This window comes from Caballeronia sordidicola (assembly GCF_002220365.1).
In the GTDB taxonomy this organism is placed as follows: Bacteria; Pseudomonadota; Gammaproteobacteria; order Burkholderiales; family Burkholderiaceae; genus Caballeronia; species Caballeronia sordidicola_C.
On record NZ_MTHB01000228.1, the window covers coordinates 1 to 17841 of the forward strand.

The 17841-nt window shown below is 60.9% G+C and carries 16 protein-coding genes; 9 read left to right on the forward strand and 7 right to left on the reverse strand.

Features of this window, described 5'->3' with window-relative positions; all coding sequences use genetic code 11:
* Nucleotides 1-193 precede the first annotated feature (193 nt).
* The 4 genes from BSU04_RS31320 to BSU04_RS31335 form a co-directional block, all read right to left on the reverse strand.
* Nucleotides 194-1141, reverse strand: coding sequence for an aldo/keto reductase (locus BSU04_RS31320; RefSeq protein WP_179258504.1), 948 nt, complete (start codon nt 1139-1141; stop codon nt 194-196).
* 115 nt (nt 1142-1256) lie between these two features.
* A complete protein-coding gene (locus tag BSU04_RS31325) occupies nt 1257-4178 on the reverse strand; it encodes a bifunctional diguanylate cyclase/phosphodiesterase (RefSeq protein WP_089164166.1) in 2922 nt (973 codons plus the stop codon).
* Nucleotides 4179-4379: 201 nt separating this feature from the next.
* The gene (locus BSU04_RS31330) at nt 4380-5618 is read right to left on the reverse strand and encodes an MFS transporter (protein ID WP_089164167.1); all 1239 of its coding nucleotides are present in this window, start codon (nt 5616-5618) and stop codon (nt 4380-4382) included.
* A gap of 122 nt (nt 5619-5740) precedes the next feature.
* Entirely contained in the window at nt 5741-6763 is a 1023-nt protein-coding gene (locus BSU04_RS31335; protein ID WP_089164168.1) for a GlxA family transcriptional regulator, read from the reverse strand.
* A gap of 113 nt (nt 6764-6876) precedes the next feature.
* Here BSU04_RS31335 and BSU04_RS31340 point away from each other — a divergent pair, with 113 nt between their 5' ends.
* The 3 genes from BSU04_RS31340 to BSU04_RS31350 all read left to right on the forward strand — a co-directional run bounded on the left by BSU04_RS31340 (nt 6877) and on the right by BSU04_RS31350 (nt 9212).
* Nucleotides 6877-7560, forward strand: coding sequence for a DJ-1/PfpI family protein (locus tag BSU04_RS31340; RefSeq protein WP_089164169.1), 684 nt, complete (start codon nt 6877-6879; stop codon nt 7558-7560).
* 154 nt (nt 7561-7714) lie between these two features.
* Nucleotides 7715-8011 carry a DUF4148 domain-containing protein gene (locus BSU04_RS31345; protein ID WP_089164170.1) on the forward strand — a complete coding sequence of 99 codons (297 nt, stop codon included), beginning with the start codon at nt 7715-7717 and terminating at the stop codon, nt 8009-8011.
* A 133-nt stretch (nt 8012-8144) separates the two neighbouring features.
* Nucleotides 8145-9212, forward strand: coding sequence for a hypothetical protein (locus BSU04_RS31350; protein ID WP_089164171.1), 1068 nt, complete (start codon nt 8145-8147; stop codon nt 9210-9212).
* 63 nt (nt 9213-9275) lie between these two features.
* Here BSU04_RS31350 and BSU04_RS31355 read toward each other — a convergent pair whose 3' ends face one another.
* The 3 genes from BSU04_RS31355 to BSU04_RS45855 form a co-directional block, all read right to left on the reverse strand.
* Complete coding sequence (locus tag BSU04_RS31355; protein ID WP_089164172.1) at nt 9276-11060, reverse strand: hypothetical protein; 1785 nt, start codon at nt 11058-11060, stop codon at nt 9276-9278.
* A 481-nt stretch (nt 11061-11541) separates the two neighbouring features.
* Entirely contained in the window at nt 11542-11679 is a 138-nt protein-coding gene (locus BSU04_RS46755) for a hypothetical protein (RefSeq protein WP_179258505.1), read from the reverse strand.
* A 32-nt stretch (nt 11680-11711) separates the two neighbouring features.
* Nucleotides 11712-11975: a hypothetical protein gene (locus BSU04_RS45855; protein WP_144021412.1), complete on the reverse strand. Its 264-nt coding sequence runs from the start codon at nt 11973-11975 to the stop codon at nt 11712-11714.
* A gap of 1063 nt (nt 11976-13038) precedes the next feature.
* Here BSU04_RS45855 and BSU04_RS31360 point away from each other — a divergent pair.
* The 6 genes from BSU04_RS31360 to BSU04_RS31385 all read left to right on the forward strand — a co-directional run bounded on the left by BSU04_RS31360 (nt 13039) and on the right by BSU04_RS31385 (nt 17703).
* The gene (locus tag BSU04_RS31360) at nt 13039-13749 is read left to right on the forward strand and encodes an energy transducer TonB (protein ID WP_089164173.1); all 711 of its coding nucleotides are present in this window, start codon (nt 13039-13041) and stop codon (nt 13747-13749) included.
* Nucleotides 13750-13826: 77 nt separating this feature from the next.
* Nucleotides 13827-14732, forward strand: a complete 906-nt coding sequence (locus BSU04_RS31365; RefSeq protein WP_089164174.1) for a MotA/TolQ/ExbB proton channel family protein — start codon at nt 13827-13829, stop codon at nt 14730-14732.
* Between the two features lie 12 nt (nt 14733-14744).
* Nucleotides 14745-15167, forward strand: coding sequence for an ExbD/TolR family protein (locus tag BSU04_RS31370; protein ID WP_089164175.1), 423 nt, complete (start codon nt 14745-14747; stop codon nt 15165-15167).
* 12 nt (nt 15168-15179) lie between these two features.
* On the forward strand, nt 15180-15611 hold the full coding sequence (locus BSU04_RS31375) for an ExbD/TolR family protein (RefSeq protein WP_089164176.1): 432 nt from the start codon (nt 15180-15182) through the stop codon (nt 15609-15611).
* 9 nt (nt 15612-15620) lie between these two features.
* Nucleotides 15621-16826, forward strand: coding sequence for a tetratricopeptide repeat protein (locus BSU04_RS31380; protein WP_089164177.1), 1206 nt, complete (start codon nt 15621-15623; stop codon nt 16824-16826).
* Nucleotides 16827-17127: 301 nt separating this feature from the next.
* Nucleotides 17128-17703 carry a helix-turn-helix domain-containing protein gene (locus tag BSU04_RS31385; RefSeq protein WP_089164178.1) on the forward strand — a complete coding sequence of 192 codons (576 nt, stop codon included), beginning with the start codon at nt 17128-17130 and terminating at the stop codon, nt 17701-17703.
* The last annotated feature ends 138 nt before the right edge of the window (nt 17704-17841 follow it).

Below are 17841 nucleotides of genomic sequence, written 5' to 3' on the forward strand. Positions count from 1 at the left end.
GAAATGACGTGCCGCCACGCACAGTGGCTAATAGTGCTAAAGAGAATATCCGACTCGCGCAGACCACTAACGCCGAAAGCAGCAACCCGGCAATGACTCCGACCGCTGACGCAGGATCCTGGCACCCCGGCACCAACCCCGACCCAACCCCGCCCCAACCCCGCCCAACCCAGTCCACCGGCGCGAGCGAACCTTAACCGACCGCCGCCGCAATGCGCCGTCTCATCGATTGATCCGGATAACTACCGAATCCGGCGCGCACATTGTCCCGCATGTACTCAGGCCGTCCCGTGCCGGGAATCACGCAGGTCACCGCCGGATGTGCGAGCACGAACTTGAGCAGCAGTTGCGCCCAGGTCGTGCATCCAATTTCGTTGCTCCACTCCGGCACCGGTTGTCCCTTCAGTTTGCCGAGCAAACCACCGCCGCCGAATGGCTGGTTCACGATCACGCCAATCCCGCGTTCCCTCGCGAGCGGCAACAAGCGTTCTTCGGCGGTGCGGTCGTCCGCAGCGTAATTGATCTGGACAAAGTCGAGTGTTTCCGAGCGCATCACGGCTTCCACGTCGGCAAACGCGCCCGACGTGTAATGCGTGATGCCGAGATAGCGAATCCGGCCCCGCGCTTTCCATTCACGCAGCGTGGCGAGTTGCGTACGCCAGTCGAGCAGATTGTGAACCTGCATCAGGTCGATGCGTGGTTGCTGGAGACGCTGCATTGACTCTTCCATTTGTGCGATGCCCGCTTCACGGCCTTCGGTCCATACCTTGGTCGCGACAAACGCGCGGCCATGCCCGCCGATGCCCGTCAGCACCGTCCCGGCAACCGCCTCCGACGACCCGTACATTGGCGATGAATCGATGACCGAACCGCCGTTGTCGAACAGGATGCGCAGCACCTCGGCGAGCGCGGCTTGCGCTTGGCGGTTGTCGCCGACATCGAAGGTGCGCCAGGTGCCGCAACCGACCACCGGCAGCGCTTCACCCGTGGACGGAATAGGGCGCGTGTTCATGCGCGCAAGCTGCACGCCGCCGGCGGGCGGCGTTTGCGCGATACCCGCAGGCACGCATAAAGGCAGCAGCGCGCTGCCGGCGGCAAGGAGGAGGCGTCGACGGCGGGCGTCGGCGGAAGTGGGGCGCATGGGCAGCCTCGCCGTGACGGATCAGCTCACAGGATAGGCGAAGTCACGAAGGCGCGTGGTGAGCTCGCCACTTAGCGCCACTTAGCGCCACCCAGCATACTCAGCGACCGACCCCTCAAGGTTCTTGAGTCAGCACCTGAAGGCGCGGCGCGAGTGTGGTCAGCAAGAGCTCATCCAGTGGCATGGGCTTGGCGAAGTAATACCCCTGTGCCTGCGCAGCACCCATCTCGCGCAGCACCGTGAGCGTGGCTGCGTCTTCCACGCCTTCCGCTACGACCGCCAAGTCGAGCGACTCCGCCATTCGCACGATTGCCCGTACGATTGCGCGGCTGCGCGGGCTGGTAGTCAGCTCGAAGATAAACGACCGGTCGATTTTCAGGCCGCTGAAGCGGTACTGATGCACGTAACTCAGCGACGAAAATCCAGCGCCGAAGTCATCGAGCACCACTGACATGCCGTGATCGGCGAGACGTTGCATTGAACGCCTGGCCAGATCGGGCTCGGCAACCAGCGCACCTTCTGTCAGTTCGAGGCAGATCCGCGACGGCGCAACGCCGTGGCGCGCGAGCAGGGCGAGGACGTCGTCAGCGAATTCCGGGCGCGTCATGCTGTAGCTCGAGCAGTTCACATGCACCGGCGGCCAGTCGGCGTGTTGCGGCTGCGCCAGGATCACCGCGACACGTGTGAGCATGTAGAGATCGAGCCGCCCGATCAGGCGCAAGCCTTCCACCGCCGGCAGGAATTCGCCCGGCGTGATGACGCGTCCGTCGGGTTGATGCCATCGGATCAACGCTTCCAGCGCCACGAGCTGGCCGCTGTTCACGCAAACAATAGGCTGGAAATACGGCACCAACTCGTCGTCGCGCTTGAGCGCATTGCGCAACGCCCCTTCGCGTTCGACCTGATCGGACACCTCGCGGCGCAGCGCATGGTTGAACACGACAAAACTGTCGCGGCCGCCGTTCTTCACGCGATACATGGCGGTATCGGCATCGCGAAGCAGATCGGCCGGCTCGCTGTGAAACTGGCTGTCGGGACTGACAATACCAATGCTGCACGACGAGAACACCACGTGGTCGTCTATATGAAACGGCAAGTCGAACGCCGCCAGGATCCGTTCAGCGATCGCCACGGCAGTATCCAGCGGCGCACCCGGCGACAGCACCGCGAACTCGTCGCCGCCGAGGCGCGCGAGCAGATCGTCGTCGCGCAGGCAGCTACGCAGGCGGGCCGCTGCCTGCACCAGCAGCAGGTCGCCGAAATGATGACCGAGACTGTCGTTCACCACCTTGAAGCGGTCGAGGTCGATAAACATCACGGCCAGTTGCTCGCCTTCGCCACGATGATCCCGCCACGCCTCCCCCAGCCGCTGCAGCAAGTGGCTGCGGTTCGGCAGTCCGGTCAGCGCGTCGTGCGAGTTTTCGTGCTGCAGCCGGGCGTTGGCGAGATCGAGCTCGCGCGTGCGGTTCTGCACGCGCTCCTCGAGCTCATGGTTGGCCGCATGCAGTGCTTCGGCGGCGCTGCGGCGCGAGAGGGCGGTATCGATATGGCGCGAGACGAACGTCAGCAGTTCCTGGTCGCGCAGCGAGTAACGCACGCGCGTGGAATAGCTTTGCACGGCGAGCACGCCGCGCACGACGTCGCCGTCGAACAGCGGAATGCCCAGCCACGAACGCAGCTTGATGCTCTCGCCCGAGTGTTCTATTTCACCGCTGTCCACGAGACGCGTGGCTTCAGCGAGGTCGATCAGGCAGGGGCGGCGTTGCCTGATCACATACTCGGTCAAACCGCGCCGGTTACGTCGTGGCGTGGGATGGTCGTTCAGCAGTTCGTCGACGTAATAGGGGAACGACACGGTCGCAGTCGACCTGTCGACCAGCGCGATGTAGAAGTTCTGCGCATACAGCAATTCTCCGACAATCCCGTGCAGACTCCGGAAAAACTCCATCATGTCGCCGTGCCGGCTCGACAATTCGGCGATCTGGAACAACGCCCCCTGCAGATGTTCGGCCCGTTTGCGCTCCGCGATCTCCTGCCTCAACGCACGGTTTAATTCGGATAACTCAGCAGTCCGGCGCGATACCGTTTCTTCCAGATCGTCACGATGCAGGATCCGGTCGAGCGCCATCGCCACGTGCCGGGCGACGACCAGGAAAAGCGCGCGATCCTCCACGCTGTAGATTCGCGAGACGTCGTACACCTGCATGGCGATCATGCCGAAGACTTCGTCGGAAGCGTTCTTGAGCGGCGCGCCCATCCAGAATTCGGGGCGGTCTCCCACGCAAAAGAAGCGGCCTTCCTGCTCGGCGGCGAGGATGCCGGCGGAGTCGATCAGAAGCGGCTGGCCTGAGGTCAGCACTTGGCCAGTGAGCGACAGGCGTGATGGATCCAGGGTGTCGTAGGTCGCGCAATCGAGCGCGGAGGTATCGATCACATCGACGTAATACGGGTAGGTGATCCCGCCGCTCGGCGAGTCGTAAAGCGCGAGATAGAAATTTTCCGCGTCGATCAGCGTGGCGAGTTGCTGGTGCACACCGAGGAGGAACGCCGATCGTTCGCGCACGGAGCTCGCGAGATAAGCGATTTCGTAGAGTACGCGCTGGGTGTTTTGCGCGCGCGCCAGCGCGTCGGTCTGCAGGGCTTCGCCCAGACTGCGGGCAAGGTTGGCAAGCGTAACGTTTCTGGCGTGGCTGGCGGGCGCGAGAATCCAGCCGAGTATGCTTTCGCCGCTGCCCGTTGGCCAGAGGCACAGACGCCGTTCCGTGCAAAAGGCGTGGAAGGTGTCGGCGCAGAGAAATCTGGGCCACTCTTGCGCGGCATCGCCCTGACCCGCGAGATGAAGGTCTTCGCCAACCTGATACCACGCCCACGCAGTGGTATCGACTTGAGTGCAGGCACTGCGCAACAGCACGTCGATTGAACTGACCGCTTGGGCCCACCGCGCCGGCTCAATGATCGCGCGAGCGGCGTCCGCAGCGGAGTTGTCGCTGCTGTCGTCAGCCATCGGCGTGGCAGGGTTCGCGGGAAAGACGTTCATCGGCGCTCCGAGCCGAAGGCTGCCCCGGCTCCTGATTCAATCTCGTTCGATGTCGATTTTTCTACTCTTCATCCGGACACTGGAGGGATTGAACAAGCCCGCTCCTTCGTTTGTGCGCGCACGCACCTGATTACTATAACGGCAGTGCGGCTTGGGGCTTGAGGGTTTTCGTAAGGATCAGCGTACGGGGCAGCATACGCGTCACGCGCCCGACGAACCGCACACTGCCACGGCACCGGATGTCAATGAGCGCCGCTCCACCGCTACGGAAACACCCAGCAGCACGATCCCGCCGCAGGCGAGCAGCGCACCGGTCCAGCCCGTGGCCTCGAGTCCGAAACCCATCGCGACCACTACGCCGCCCGCCCACGCACCCAACGCATTCGCAATGTTGAAGGCTGAATGATTGAGCGCGGCCGCGACGGTCTGGGCGTCGCCCGCCACGTCCATCAGGCGCGTCTGCACGGCCGGGACCACGGCTATGCCGAGTCCCATCGCGAACAGGTTGAGCGTGGCCGTCCATTCGTTGGCCGAAGAATACGCGAAAGCGGCCAGTGCGGCGGCATTCCAGATCAGCATGCCGAAGATAGTCCAGAGCCGCGACTTGTCGGCCAGTACGCCGCCAATCAGGCTGCCCGCGGTCATGCCGACCCCCAGCGCCCCGAGCAACAGCGGCACTCGCCAGGGCGACACGTGGGTCACGTTCAGCAACGTAGGCGTAATGTAGGTGTACACCGCAAACAGTCCGCCGAAGCCGACCGCGATCACCGAAAGAGTCAGCCAGACCTGCAGGCGCCTGAACACGCCGAGCTCGCGGCGCGGCGTAGCGCCGCCCGCGTGAATGGGCGGGAGAAAGATGCGTACGCCAATCATCGTAAGAATGCCGAGCGTGCCGACAAGCAAAAAGTCCGCGCGCCAGCCGAGCCATTGACCGAGCCAGGTCGCCAGCGGCACGCCGAAAATATTGGCGATCGTCAGGCCCAGCATCACGCGTCCGACTGCCCGCGCGCGCCGCTCGGGCGGTACGAGCGAGGCCGCCGTCAACGCCGCTACGCCGAAATACGCGCCATGGGGCACGCCCGAAATAAAGCGCGCGATCAGCAGCAGGGAGTAATTCGGCGCAAGCGCGCTGAGCAGATTGCCGAACGCAAACATCAGCATCAGGCCGATCAACATCGCGCGGCGCGGGATCTTCGCGAAGAAAATGGTGATGAGCGGCGCGCCGATCACGACGCCCAACGCATACGCGCTGATGATGTGGCCCGTGATGGGCAGCGACGTACCAAGGCCGTTCGCGATAACCGGCAGGATGGTCATGGACGCAAACTCACCCGTGCCGATAGCCAGGCCCCCGATGGCGAGAGCGAGTTCGGCGGGACCCGCGCCATAGGGCGCGATCACGCGTGTCAGCGGGTCGTTGGGGACATCGATAATGGACATTGAAGAAAAGGTGTGGGTTGTGAGCGAAGCGCAATGCAGCATTATCGCGAAACAATTAATCTTTCGCATCCGCAAAGGCTCGAACGGCCGTGCTGAACGGCGTTGCTGCGTTGCCGTAGACGCTAGTTCTGCGTGAGCGTCGTGAGGCCTGACTCATGTGCCCCGCCGTCGCCGCCTGCGGAGAAGCGTTCACGGTAAGCCTGCGGTGTGACTCCCATTGAACGCAGGAAGCTGCGCCGCATGGTTTCCTCCGATCCAAACCCGCAGCGGGCGGCCACGCGCTTGACCGGAAATGAGGTATCGCCAAGCAGGCGACGTGCAGCTTCCAGGCGTAATTGATCGATGGCGCGTGCCGGCGTAATCCCCGTTTGCGCCCGATAGTGGCGCACGAAGCTGCGTTCGCTCATGCCCGTGTGTTCGGCCAGCGTCGCGATCGACAGGTCGGCTGCCATGTTTTCGGCAATCCACGCGTGCAGGTCGCCGAAGCGCTCGCCGGTTTTTTGCAACGAGAGCGTCGCGCTGAACTGCGCCTGGCCGCCCGGCCGCTTGAGGAACACCACCAGTTCGCGTGCGACATCCAGCGCGAGCGTGCTGCCGAGATCGTCCTCGATCAAGGCCAGCGCGAGATCGATGCCGGCTGTCACGCCCGCCGATGTCCAGAGCGCACCGTCGCGAATGAAAATGGGCACGGGGTCCACGCGGACCGCGGGATAACGCTGCCCGAGATGCTCGCAATGTGCCCAGTGCGTAACCGCGCGACGCTCGTCGAGCAAGCCGGCAGCCGCCAGCAAAAACGCGCCCGTGCATACCGACGCCACCCGCCGGCACTGTGCCGCGCGCTCCTTGACCCAGGCCACCTGTGCCGGATCTTTCGATGCCGCATGCACGCCGCGTCCGCCCGCGACGATCAGCGTGTCTGTGGTTTGTTGAGCGGCGGGCAAGGGCTGGGCGAACAGGCCGAGACCGGCGGTGCTTTGAATCTCCCCTGCGGCTGCGGCGACAACACGCGCTATGTAGGGTGCGGCCTTTCCGCGCGCCAGCGAGAGTTCGTTGGCGGAGGCGAAGGCCTGGAGCGGTCCGGCGACGTCAAGCAACTGGACGTCTGCAAACGCGAGGATGTCGATACGGCGCGCAGCGTTGCTCATGGTCTGGAGTCGGTCTGGACCGCGTTGGCGTGAAACGAGGGTTGATTGACAATTTCGCCAAATCGTAGCGAGGTATTGTAAGTGCGTCTACTTCCTTTTAAAGGTTCATCGCCATGACGTTGCATATCGGTTTCCTCGTTTTCCCCCGCGTTCAGCAACTCGACCTGACCGGCCCGCATGACGTGTTCGCATCGGTGCCGGGCGCGACGGTCCACCTGATTGGAAAAACGCTTGATCCGATCAATGCGAGCAGTGGTCTTGTGCTGACGCCCACTATTACGTACGCCGACTGCCCTGCGCTCGATGTCTTGTGCGTGCCGGGCGGAGTGGGTGTCGGCGAGTTGATGGAGGACGACATTACGCTCGATTTCATCAGGCGACAGGCGGCGCAGGCTCGCTTCGTCACGTCGGTGTGTACGGGTGCGCTGGTCCTGGGCGCGGCTGGTTTGCTGCGCGGACGGCGCGCGACCACGCATTGGGCCGCTCATCATTTCCTGGAAAGCTTCGGCGCCATTCACGTAAAAGAGCGCGTTGTTCAGGATGGCAATCTGATGACGGGCGGCGGCGTAACGGCGGGCATCGATTTTGCGCTGACGCTTCTCATCGGCTTGATTGGCGAAACCGAGGCGCAGGCAATTCAGCTTCAACTGGAATATGCGCCTGCTCCGCCTTTTAATTCAGGTACGCCCGACACGGCGCCGAAGGCGGTAGTGGATCTGGTGTGGAGTCGCGGCGAAGCAGGGCGGGCTCAGCGCACTGCAATCGTTGAACGCGCAGCGGCGCGATTAAATGGGTAGCAGTCCCGGCGTAATCGTAGAGACTACCCGGATAATTTGCGCCGCGCGCAGAGCAAGGTGAACGGGCAATGACTTCGACGGGAGAGCGCTCTATGCCGTCTTTGTTCCAGGCATGCCCGATGCTGTGTGAGTAACGACAGTTCAGGAGACAACCATGTCGAAATTTCACTTTGCGCGTCTGGCCTTTGCATCCGCGACAATTTCTATCGCTTTCACAAGCGCAGCTTTTGCGCAGACCGCGGCCACCGGGGCCACTGCGCAACCAGGCGGGGCACCGGCTACGCGAGCGTCAGAAAAGGCGGACCTGAAAAACCTGGAGAGCCATGGTTATCGACCGGCGGCTAACGAATCGAACTATCCGAACGATATCCAGAAAGCCGAGAAAGCGACATACGGCTCGGGCGCAACCGGCTCTACCAACGTGAGGACGCCCGCGAGCCCGAGCAACTGATCGACTCATCGACGCTTGATCTCCCTGCTTAGCATTTCCTGGCCAGAAAGCAGGTCACACGGGAACGGAATTTGCGGCCGGCGTTCGGTTGGGCAGCACTCTGCTGCCCGTACTAACCAAGGGTCGTTCGTGAATGAGAAGAAAAGTCCTGCTGTCCGCTGTATTGTGTGTTTGCGTTGCCGCCAGTGGCTGCACGGCTATCGGCCCAAACCGGCTCAAGGCCGATCAAGTTGATTATGCTAGAGCGCTGGGCGAAGCCAAGAAGCGCGAAATACTTGCGGCCATGGTGGGCATCCGGTTCGCGGACTCGCCCGCATTCCTGAGTGTGAGCCAGATCATTGCCGCTTATACCTTCGATGCCACGGCCGGTTCCACCCTTAGCGCCGGCGATACCACGCAGAATTTTGCCGCCGCCAACGGCAGCGTTTCATACTCCAACCATCCCACGTTCACGTTCACGCCCACCACGGGTCAGGCATTCGCGACGGCTTACATTCGCCCGCTTGCACCGGCGCTCGTGTTGCCGCTCGCCGAGAGCGCGATCCCCATCGACTTGCTGTTGCGCATCACGGCTCAGTCGATAGGGGGCTTGCAGAACGCGAACGCGCTGGGTGGTCCGAATGGGAACGGCAGTATCGAATTCTTCGAACTGATCCAGGCATTGCGACGCCTTCAACTAGCCGGGCAACTTAACGTGGAGTCGCGCGACGAAGATCATGGCGGGCGTGTCTACTTCACGCTTGGCGCGACCACGAGCGGCGAGAACGGACAGACGACAGCCGATCTTGCGCTGGTCCGCAGGCTGCTCAAGCTTTCGCCGAAGACAAAAACGTACGAGGTCGTTTATGGACAATCGGCCCAGCGTGGCGAGCGGATTCCCATGGTCACGCGTTCCGTGCTCGGAATTCTCACGGACCTGGGTGCGCAGGTCAGGGTACCCGATGAGCTGGTGACCCATGGATCGACCAAGCCGACTATCGGATTGATCGGCGTGGAAACGCGGCCCACGATTGTTGTCAATGTGGGCAAGAAGGCGCCGGAAGATGCGTATGTCGCCATCCAGTACGGGCCGTCGCAATACTGGATCGACCGGCGCGACTTCGACTCGAAGTATGCGTTCACGGTCGTGCAGATGTTGATGGCGCTGGCGGAAACCAATCAGGACGTGAAGACGCCGATCGTGACCATTCCAGCGGGGTAGGCGGGCGTGTTTTGCAGCGAGGCGTTGACGCGCAAAGCGTCTCCGGTCAAGCCTCGATGTACCTCAATGCGCTTCGCCGCGACCGGCAGGGCGAATGGGCGCGCCGTTGTCTGGAGCCTTCGAATCTGACGACTCTGCGTTGGCATTCTGCATGGGTTGGAATGCTACGACAGGCTCGCGCGCTTCCTGCTGTGCATGTATCTCGCGCGCTTGTGCCTCATGTGACAGGTGAGTTTCGCGCGGCGTACGCACGACCGGGTTCGCGAACAAGTGCGGCACACCGCCGCTGGTGGTGGCTGGTGCGTTACCCGTGCTCGCGATCGGGGCTATACGCGGGCTGGCGACGGCCTCGCGGATCGGCGCTGGATGCATCGGACCGCGTTGCATGATGATGGCGGTCTGAACTGCGGCGGCGTCGGCGGCTTTCTTCGCTTCGGCAATCTTGATGGCCACATGCTTGAGGAAGACGCGCGAGTCGGTGTAGCTCGAGTCGATAGCAAGCGCGTCCTTTGCATAACGCCGTGCGCATCGCCATGAAGCCGACAGGTCGCATGCGCGGGCGTGTTGCATTGCGGTGTCGCGTGCGGCTTCACGTTGGGCAAGGTCGTCGCGGACCCGCTGGACGTCGGGGCTGTTGAGTTGATTCGCCGGCACGTTGGCGAGGTTCTTTTGAGCCGCGCTCAGGTCGTTGGTGACCAGCGCGAGGCGGGCGAAGTAGAGGCTTTCGCCCGGGCTGCCCAACGGCGGGCGCTCAGTGGCGATGACCGGCGACACCGGCGGCAACGACAGCTTCGGCAGTTCCTGTTCCACTGGCGTGGACGGCTGAGGCGCGTGGCTGGCGATGGGGACATCGGCGACGGCGCTAGGGCTGGGCGCGGGCGGTAGGGCGGCGAGCGGGGCCGGAGTGTTGATGACCGTCACTGGCGGTGCAGCGGTGTTTTGCGCGAGCGTGACGGGTGCCGCGGGCGCTGAGTCATTCGGCGTGAGCGTGACAACTGCCGCGTTGCTCGGGTTCTTCAATACGGGCGCAACCACCGGGCTTGGCACGTTGGTCTCGTTTGCCGTTGTCGTTGCTGTCGTTGCTGTGGTTGCGGTTATCGGGGGCGGTGCGTTCGGTGTTGTCGTGGTAACGGGTTCCGTCGCCGGACCCATCGCGACGGAGATCTCGGCCCGAAGCGCAGCAGCGGAGGTTGTCAGCTTCTTCATGAACGACGCAATCATCTCGGTCGCTGGATTCGATGCCGGCGTGAGCGTTGGTGCTGGCATTGGCGCTGGCGTTGGAGTTTGTGTCGGTGCAGGGGCCGCCGCATAGGTCGCCGCAGGGATTGAAGCAAGGTTCACCGCAGGGGTCTTGGCAGCAGTCACCGAGACGGGGTTCGCCGGCTTTGCTGCCGCAATGACCGTCGTTGTGCTTGCCGGTGCAGCGGCTTTCGGGGCATTGTCGGGCGCTACGGGAACGAACGCGGGTGTTCTCGCAGGCTCTGGCAGTGCAGCAAGCCGCTGAACCGCAGGCGATCTCAGGCCGGGCGCATAAGTCAGCGCCAGCGCGACGGCGAGCAATCCGCCGCCCGCCACGCCGAACGCCACGCGCCGGGCGACGCGGGCGCGTTCCCGCGCGATATTCATTGCCGTGTCGACTTCCTCCGGCACGCTCGGATAAGGCACGAGCATGCGCCCCGGCATCATCATGACGTTGCTGTTGTTGAAGTCGACGGAGTTCGGTGCGCGCAATGCGCGGGACTGATTCGTGCCGCAATGCGGGCATTCTTCTTCGCCATGCGTCAATGCGTTGCCGCAACGATGACAAGCCGCGTAAAGGACAGGCGTACGAAAAGATAACAGGTTCATGCCTAACCCCTCGGGGCAAGTGTCGATGCCGGCTCGTGATGCGGCCGGATCGTTCGTATAAGAATAGTGCAATTAATTCAGAAGTTAGTACCCCGGTATGTTTTGTAGACCGCATTGATGCATATCGGCGACACTTCCTCACGCCCGCGTCGCACTACATGGGGCTTCCCTCGTTGCGCTTGTCCGAATCTGACTTAGGTGTGGCGGATAACAGCGGAGATCAGGGTCGCCCTCTGAAATGGCACTTAAATGGCACGGTCTGGTTGAATTGGCCATTCGATGCCACGTTCGGCTCGAGGCTCACGTTGGCGCCTCCGCCTCGGCAAGCTTGCGCGGAAGGGGGCTGGAATACAGCGCCATCGTTGCCGGCACAATCCTGCTCGGTGCAGTTCTCGTCCAGCGTGAAGTGCCACACGAACGCTACGTCGCCTCACAGCGTGAACGCACCCCCGCTCGTGCCAACCGGCTCGCGCCAAGCGACTTAAAAACCATCGGCCGCCAGCGTGCCCGAGTTCGCATAGGTCGTGTTCACGTAGGCGATCGTCCCGTCCGGGTTGCGAATGGCGGTCGCCGGATTGTTCGCGTTTACCTCTTTGTGGATGAGACATGTACCGATCACTGTACTAGTCTTGATCGCACAGCGCGGCGAGACTACACCACCGAATCGCTTAGTGATCTTAACGACTGGCCGCTGACCGTCAGATTACGGATGATAGGTATGTCGAGCCGGTCGTAGACCGTCGCCATATTTCGTTCGCCGGCCACACCTGTTGCAAACGCAACCGGTGAAATGAGCCACATCAGGTTCTCGGTGCTCGCACCGATCAACTTATGCTCGTCGCAGGCGACCCCGCAGGCGACCCCGCAGACGGGCCAAGTGACAACCGGTAGCCCCGAGAGATTTTCTTTACACAAGAGAATTCCTCGATTTGAAAGGGCTTCGATTTTAAATACGCATGAAACAAGTATCGTGAATACTCTATAACATAATCTTATGCGATAGCCTGAATGCGAATTTTACGAGCACTATTTACCGAGCCAACTGAGGTTCAGCGTTAATTGCCCGATGAATAAGGATTTAGAATACCCAATAACATAATCTTATATCTCGACCCGCGTGAGCTCTCCGCGCTAATTACTGAGCGCCCGGCAAACTAAAGGAGACCATTATGGCAATCGTCGGCTATATGTAATAATTTAGAATAAATTTGTAATTTAGCGAGAATAGGTATTTAGAGTGTCGTAAATACCGCTAAAAATATTTTCAAAGGCGGCCTTCCTTCTTTTATTTTCTCGCTTTCGCCGCTGGCCTCTGGCGGGCCCCCGATCATCACTCAGGACAGACTGATCGCGCTGCGCCCCGTGCGTCGCGAATGCCCGCCCAGCGGTGCTTTGCGCCATCCACTACGCGCCATGCGTCGACGTTCCTGGCGCGCCATGGAAAGCCACAAAAGTGCCTGCATCCCAATTAACGAGCTGCAAAATGCGCGCGTGTATCTGTTCAAGCGTCCGCTTATTCCTTTAAACCGGCCCGAGTCCGGCATTGGTTAGAGTGTTCTCTCTAAACTGAGTATGCCGCCATCAAATAAAGTTTGACCGTGCATTTTTTGTCCTGTTATCGTCGCATCCCATGAAACGTCGGTGACAATCTCACAAAGAGTTAAGGAGCCGTAGAGTTTATGGCGTCATAGCGTGCTTCGTTCAATTTGTCTCCCAGTGTTAATGTCAGACAGAAACAAGCGAGTCGAATTTAAATTGTCGTAAATCTACTTGGATGAACGTTCGGCGGGTGTGATACCGCCGGGGCGTCTCACAACTGTATCCGTGTCATCGCGTCAGGTTTGCGCGCTGCAACATAAATTCGGACTGCAAATCAAGGGCCGGAGCGAAGGAAGCGGTTGTCCGAAGTGAGCGTTGGTTGCCGTATGTAAGCGCACTGCAGTTACAGAAATGGACGGTTCACGCCGGAGGAGTAAAGGTGGGTACGAAAGTCGAAGGGCAATTTCCGGCAGCAACGGCCCGTGTGGAGAGGCCAGGACGCCCGCGTGAGTTTGGGCGCAAGCAGCAAAACCCAGTACGCCGCTTCGGCGGAATCGCAGTTGTTCTGCTTCTGCACATCGTGTTGATCTATGCACTCATCAACGGCCTTGCCACCAAGGTCGTGCAGGTCATCCAGCATCCTATCGAAACGAAAATCATCGAGCCGGTGAAGCCGCCGCCTCCACCGCCGTTGCCCACGGTGCAATTGCCGCCGCCGAAGTTCGCACCGCCGCCGCCGCCGTTCGTGCCGCCGCCGGAAGTGCAGGTGCAAACGCCGCCGCAGCCGACCATCACGCACCAGGCCGCCCCGGTCGTGTCGGCACCGGCCGTTGCACCGCCCGCTCCACCGGCGCCGCCCGCGCCGACCAAGCCAGTGAGCACCGAAGTTGGCGTGGTGTGTCCGAACTCGGATCAGATCCGTTCGTCAATTCGCTACCCGAAGGAAGCTCAGGAAAACAATGTGACGGGCGATGTGCTCATCGAATTCGTAGTCGACCCGCAGGGCCACATCACGAATGAACGCGTTGCCAAGTCGGCGGAAGATTCCTCACTCGATCGTGCAGCCTTCAACGCGGTCAAGCAGTTCACGTGCGTTTCCCAAGGCCAGGCTGTCCGTGTGCAAGTTCCGTTCTCGTTTAACCTGAACTGAAACCCACAGGCGCTCCGGTACCGGTAGCGATTTATCAGACTTAGTTTAGAAGTTGTACTAATGAACATGGAGCAGGCATGAAAAAGCGTACTCTCGCCGCATTGGCGGCAACCCTGTTGTTCGCCGTAACCACGGTGGATACCTTTGTGGCGCCGCATATGGCACACGCACAAGCTAGCGACGCCACCGCGTCGGCTACGGCGCCCGCCACCGCCGCACCGCAAACGGCCAGCCCGGCCGCAGACGAAGCCGTGCCGCCGCCCCAGCCGGCTACGTCCGAAACCGTCAACAACCCGTACGGCCTCGGCGCCCTCTGGAAGAACGGTGACTTTGTTGCACGCTTCGTGCTGATTCTGCTGGTGCTGATGTCAATGGGCAGCTGGTACATCATGATCACCAAGTTCTTTGAGCAGTTCCGTGCAAACCGCCGGGCAAAGAGCGCCGACGAGCAGTTGTGGAGCGCGCCGTCGCTGGTCGCAGGCGCGAAGTTGCTCGACGAAGCTTCGCCGTTCCGCTTCATCGCGGAAACAGCCATCGAGGCGGGCGAGCATCACGACGAAGCATTGCTCGAAGCTGTCGACCGCAACACGTGGATCGACGCCTCGGTTGATCGTGCCATCACCAACGTATCGAATCGTCTGCAGGACGGCCTGGCTTTCCTCGGTACGGTCGGCTCCACGGCGCCGTTCGTCGGCCTGTTCGGTACGGTGTGGGGGATTTATCACGCGCTGACAGCAATCGGTATTGCCGGCCAGGCTTCGATCGACAAGGTCGCGGGCCCGGTGGGTGAAGCGCTGATCATGACCGCGATTGGTCTCGCCGTGGCTGTGCCGGCGGTACTCGGCTACAACTTCCTGGTTCGTCGCAACAAGTCGGTGATGGAGCGTATTCGTGCGTTCGGCGCACAACTGCACACTGTCCTGATCGCCGGTAGCCGGCGCTCGGCGCGCGCCACGGCGCGCGAAGCAGCGCTGGCCCAATAAGCGGAGTTCGTCATGGCTATGAGCGTTGGGCAAGATGATGACGACGAGGTCATCTCCAGTATCAACACCACTCCGCTCGTCGATGTGATGCTGGTCCTGCTGATCATCTTTCTGATCACGATTCCGGTGGTGACGCATACGATCCCGGTGCAGCTGCCGAAGGAGACTATCCAGCCGCTGCAGACCACACCCAAAAGTATCGTCATTGCGGTGAACCGCGACGGCGATTTCTTCTGGAACGAGAAGCAGGTGGATGGACCGACGCTGCTGGCACGCCTGAAGACCGTATCGGTCCAGACACCGCAACCGGAAGTGCACGTTCGGGGCGATCAGAACGCGCGTTATGAGTTCATCGGCCGGGTCATTACCGAGTGCGAACGCGCCGGTATCGCCAAGGTTTCGTTTATTACTGAGCCGCCTGCGCGCGGCGGCTAGGAGGAGGCGATCATGGGTATGAACGTATCGTCGGGCGGTGGCAGCGCTGAACCGGACGTGATGGTCGACATCAACACCACGCCGCTGATCGACGTGATGCTGGTGTTGCTGATCATGCTGATCATCACCATTCCGATCCAGACGCACGCCATCAAGATGAACATGCCGATCGGCAATCCACCGCCGCCGATCACGCAGCCTGAAGTGGTGCAGATCGATATCGACTTCGACGGCACCACGACCTGGAACGGCGCACCGGTGCCGGATCGTGCGACGCTCGAATCCAAGCTCGCACAGGTGGCCGCCGAACCGGTGCAGGCGGAAATTCATCTGCGGCCTAACAAGCTGGTGCCGTACAAGGATGTCGCGGCGGTGATGGCGTCCGCGCAACGACTGGGCGCGACGAAAATCGGCCTGATCGGCAATGAGCAGTACATGCAATAGGGAAGTGGAATGCTAACGATCCATCAACGGTTCAAACGCGCGGTCATTGCGGCCGCTGTCGGAGGGCTGTCCGCGCTCGTCGTGCTGCCGGTCACGTCTCATGCGGCGGACACCTTGCGGCCGGACGTGTCGAAGCCGCTGAATGCTGCGCAGGATTTGTATCGCGCGCACAAGTACAAAGACGCATTGACGAAGATCGATCAGGCGGCTGCCGTGCCGGGCAAAACCCCGTACGAAAGCTATATGGTCGAAGAGATGCGCGGTGCGGCGGCTGCGGCGGCGGGTGATAACGGTGTAGCGGCTCAAGCCTACGAAACCTTGTTGAGTTCAGGACGCCTCACCGGGGCTGACGAACAACGCACTACGGCGGCGCTTGCCGGCATCTATTTCGAGCAAAAGAACTACGCACAGGCTATCAAGGTTGCGCAGCGCTATCAGAAGTCAGGCGGCACCGATCCCGACATGCGCACTCTGCTCGTCCAGTCTTACTACCTGTCGAACGATTGCGGCAATGTGGTGAGCGTGCTCAAGCCTGGGATCGACGCACAAGCGCGTGCCGGCCATGCGCCCGACGAGTCGCAACTGCAATTGCTCGGCACGTGCGCGCAGCGTGTGAAAGATGACACGACGTACCGTGGCGCGCTCGAAAAGCTGGTTGCCTATCACCCGAAGCAGGCCTACTGGGACGATCTGTTTCAAGCGATCCGCTCGAAGCCGGGTTATTCGTCGGCGCTCGATATCGACACCTATCGGCTGCGTCGTGCAACCGGTTCGCTCACGAGCGTCGACGATTACATGGAGATGACCCAGCTCGCGATCGTGGCGGGTAATACCGCCGAGGGCAAGCAGGTGATCGATCAGGGGTTCGCATCGGGCGTTCTGGGCCACGACGCACAGGCGGATCGCGAAAAGCGATTGCAAGCATTAGCCGCGAAGCGGGCGCAAGCGTCGGCTGATCCGGCGAACCCTGTAGCGCCCATCGATGTCGGCTTCAACCAGGTCTTCGCGGGGCAAACCAAGCAGGGCCTTGCAGCAATGGAGGCGGCGATCGCGAAGGGTGGGCTCGATCACCCTGACCAGGCGCAGTTGCATCTCGGCGTGGCCTACTACGTGGCAGGCGACAAAGCCCGTGCGGTGCAAACCTTCCGTGCGGTGAAAGGCTCAGACGGTTCGGCCGACCTCGCCCGACTCTGGGTGATGGTGGCATCGAAATAACGGCATCCCGGTTCTAATCTGTCTCATCCTGCGGAGTGCCGCCGAGCTATGCGCGCATTGATCCGGGCGGTACACGCTCGCCGTATGGAGCGAAGGAGTTTGACAGCGAACGGGGATGGTTGCGTATGCAACCATCGCCCGGGTTTAGGCAAGTGCGAAAGTGTCCCGACAATCGCATTGATTGAATCACCTATCGCAGCAACTAACCGGGCATATGGCGCTTGTCTCAGGGAGGATGTTGCATCCGATAAAACATAGTTTGGTATACAAACTAATTTTGACTACGGGATTCTGTCTTGCTATGGTTTTGCCACTCGATAACAAGGCACAGATCGCAGTTTCCATAGGAAGCAAAATTCGCGCGCTTCGCCAACGGTTCAAGCGCACGCTGGATGAAGTGGCGACAAGTGCGGGGATTTCCAAGCCCTTCTTATCGCAAGTGGAACGAGGTCATGCAACGCCTTCTATTACATCGCTGGTTGGCATTGCGCGAGCGCTAGGCGTTACGGTGCAGTACTTCGTTGACACGCCAACCGAAGACAAGTCAGTGCGTAGAGGGAGTGAGCTGGAATACTTCGGATTCGACGGAACTGCGAATCTTTTTGGACGGCTGACGAACTTGTCGGTTGGCGGCATGCTGGAAGCGATTCTCGTCAGGATGCCGGTGGGACAGAACCCATCGGAAGTCACGACACATGCAGGGGAAGAGTTCTTGTACGTGATGAGCGGTCAGATATCACTCACGTTAGAAGGTACAACGTTCGTATTGCAGACTGGTGACACCGCGCATTTCGAGTCCACTGTCCCTCACGCCTGGTGCAATACCGCTCGCGAAGAAGCGTTGATTGTATGGGTGGGTACACCAAGATTGTTTTAGGTGACTTTGCACCGTGATTTCTTGAAAAGCACTCTATTCATTTTTGTAAGCATTACTGATGGTGTTATGTAAGGTTGGCCCGATGGAAAGGCGTTGCCCGGTTCATCACAACAAGTAGTCGAAGTTAAAAAAATTAGA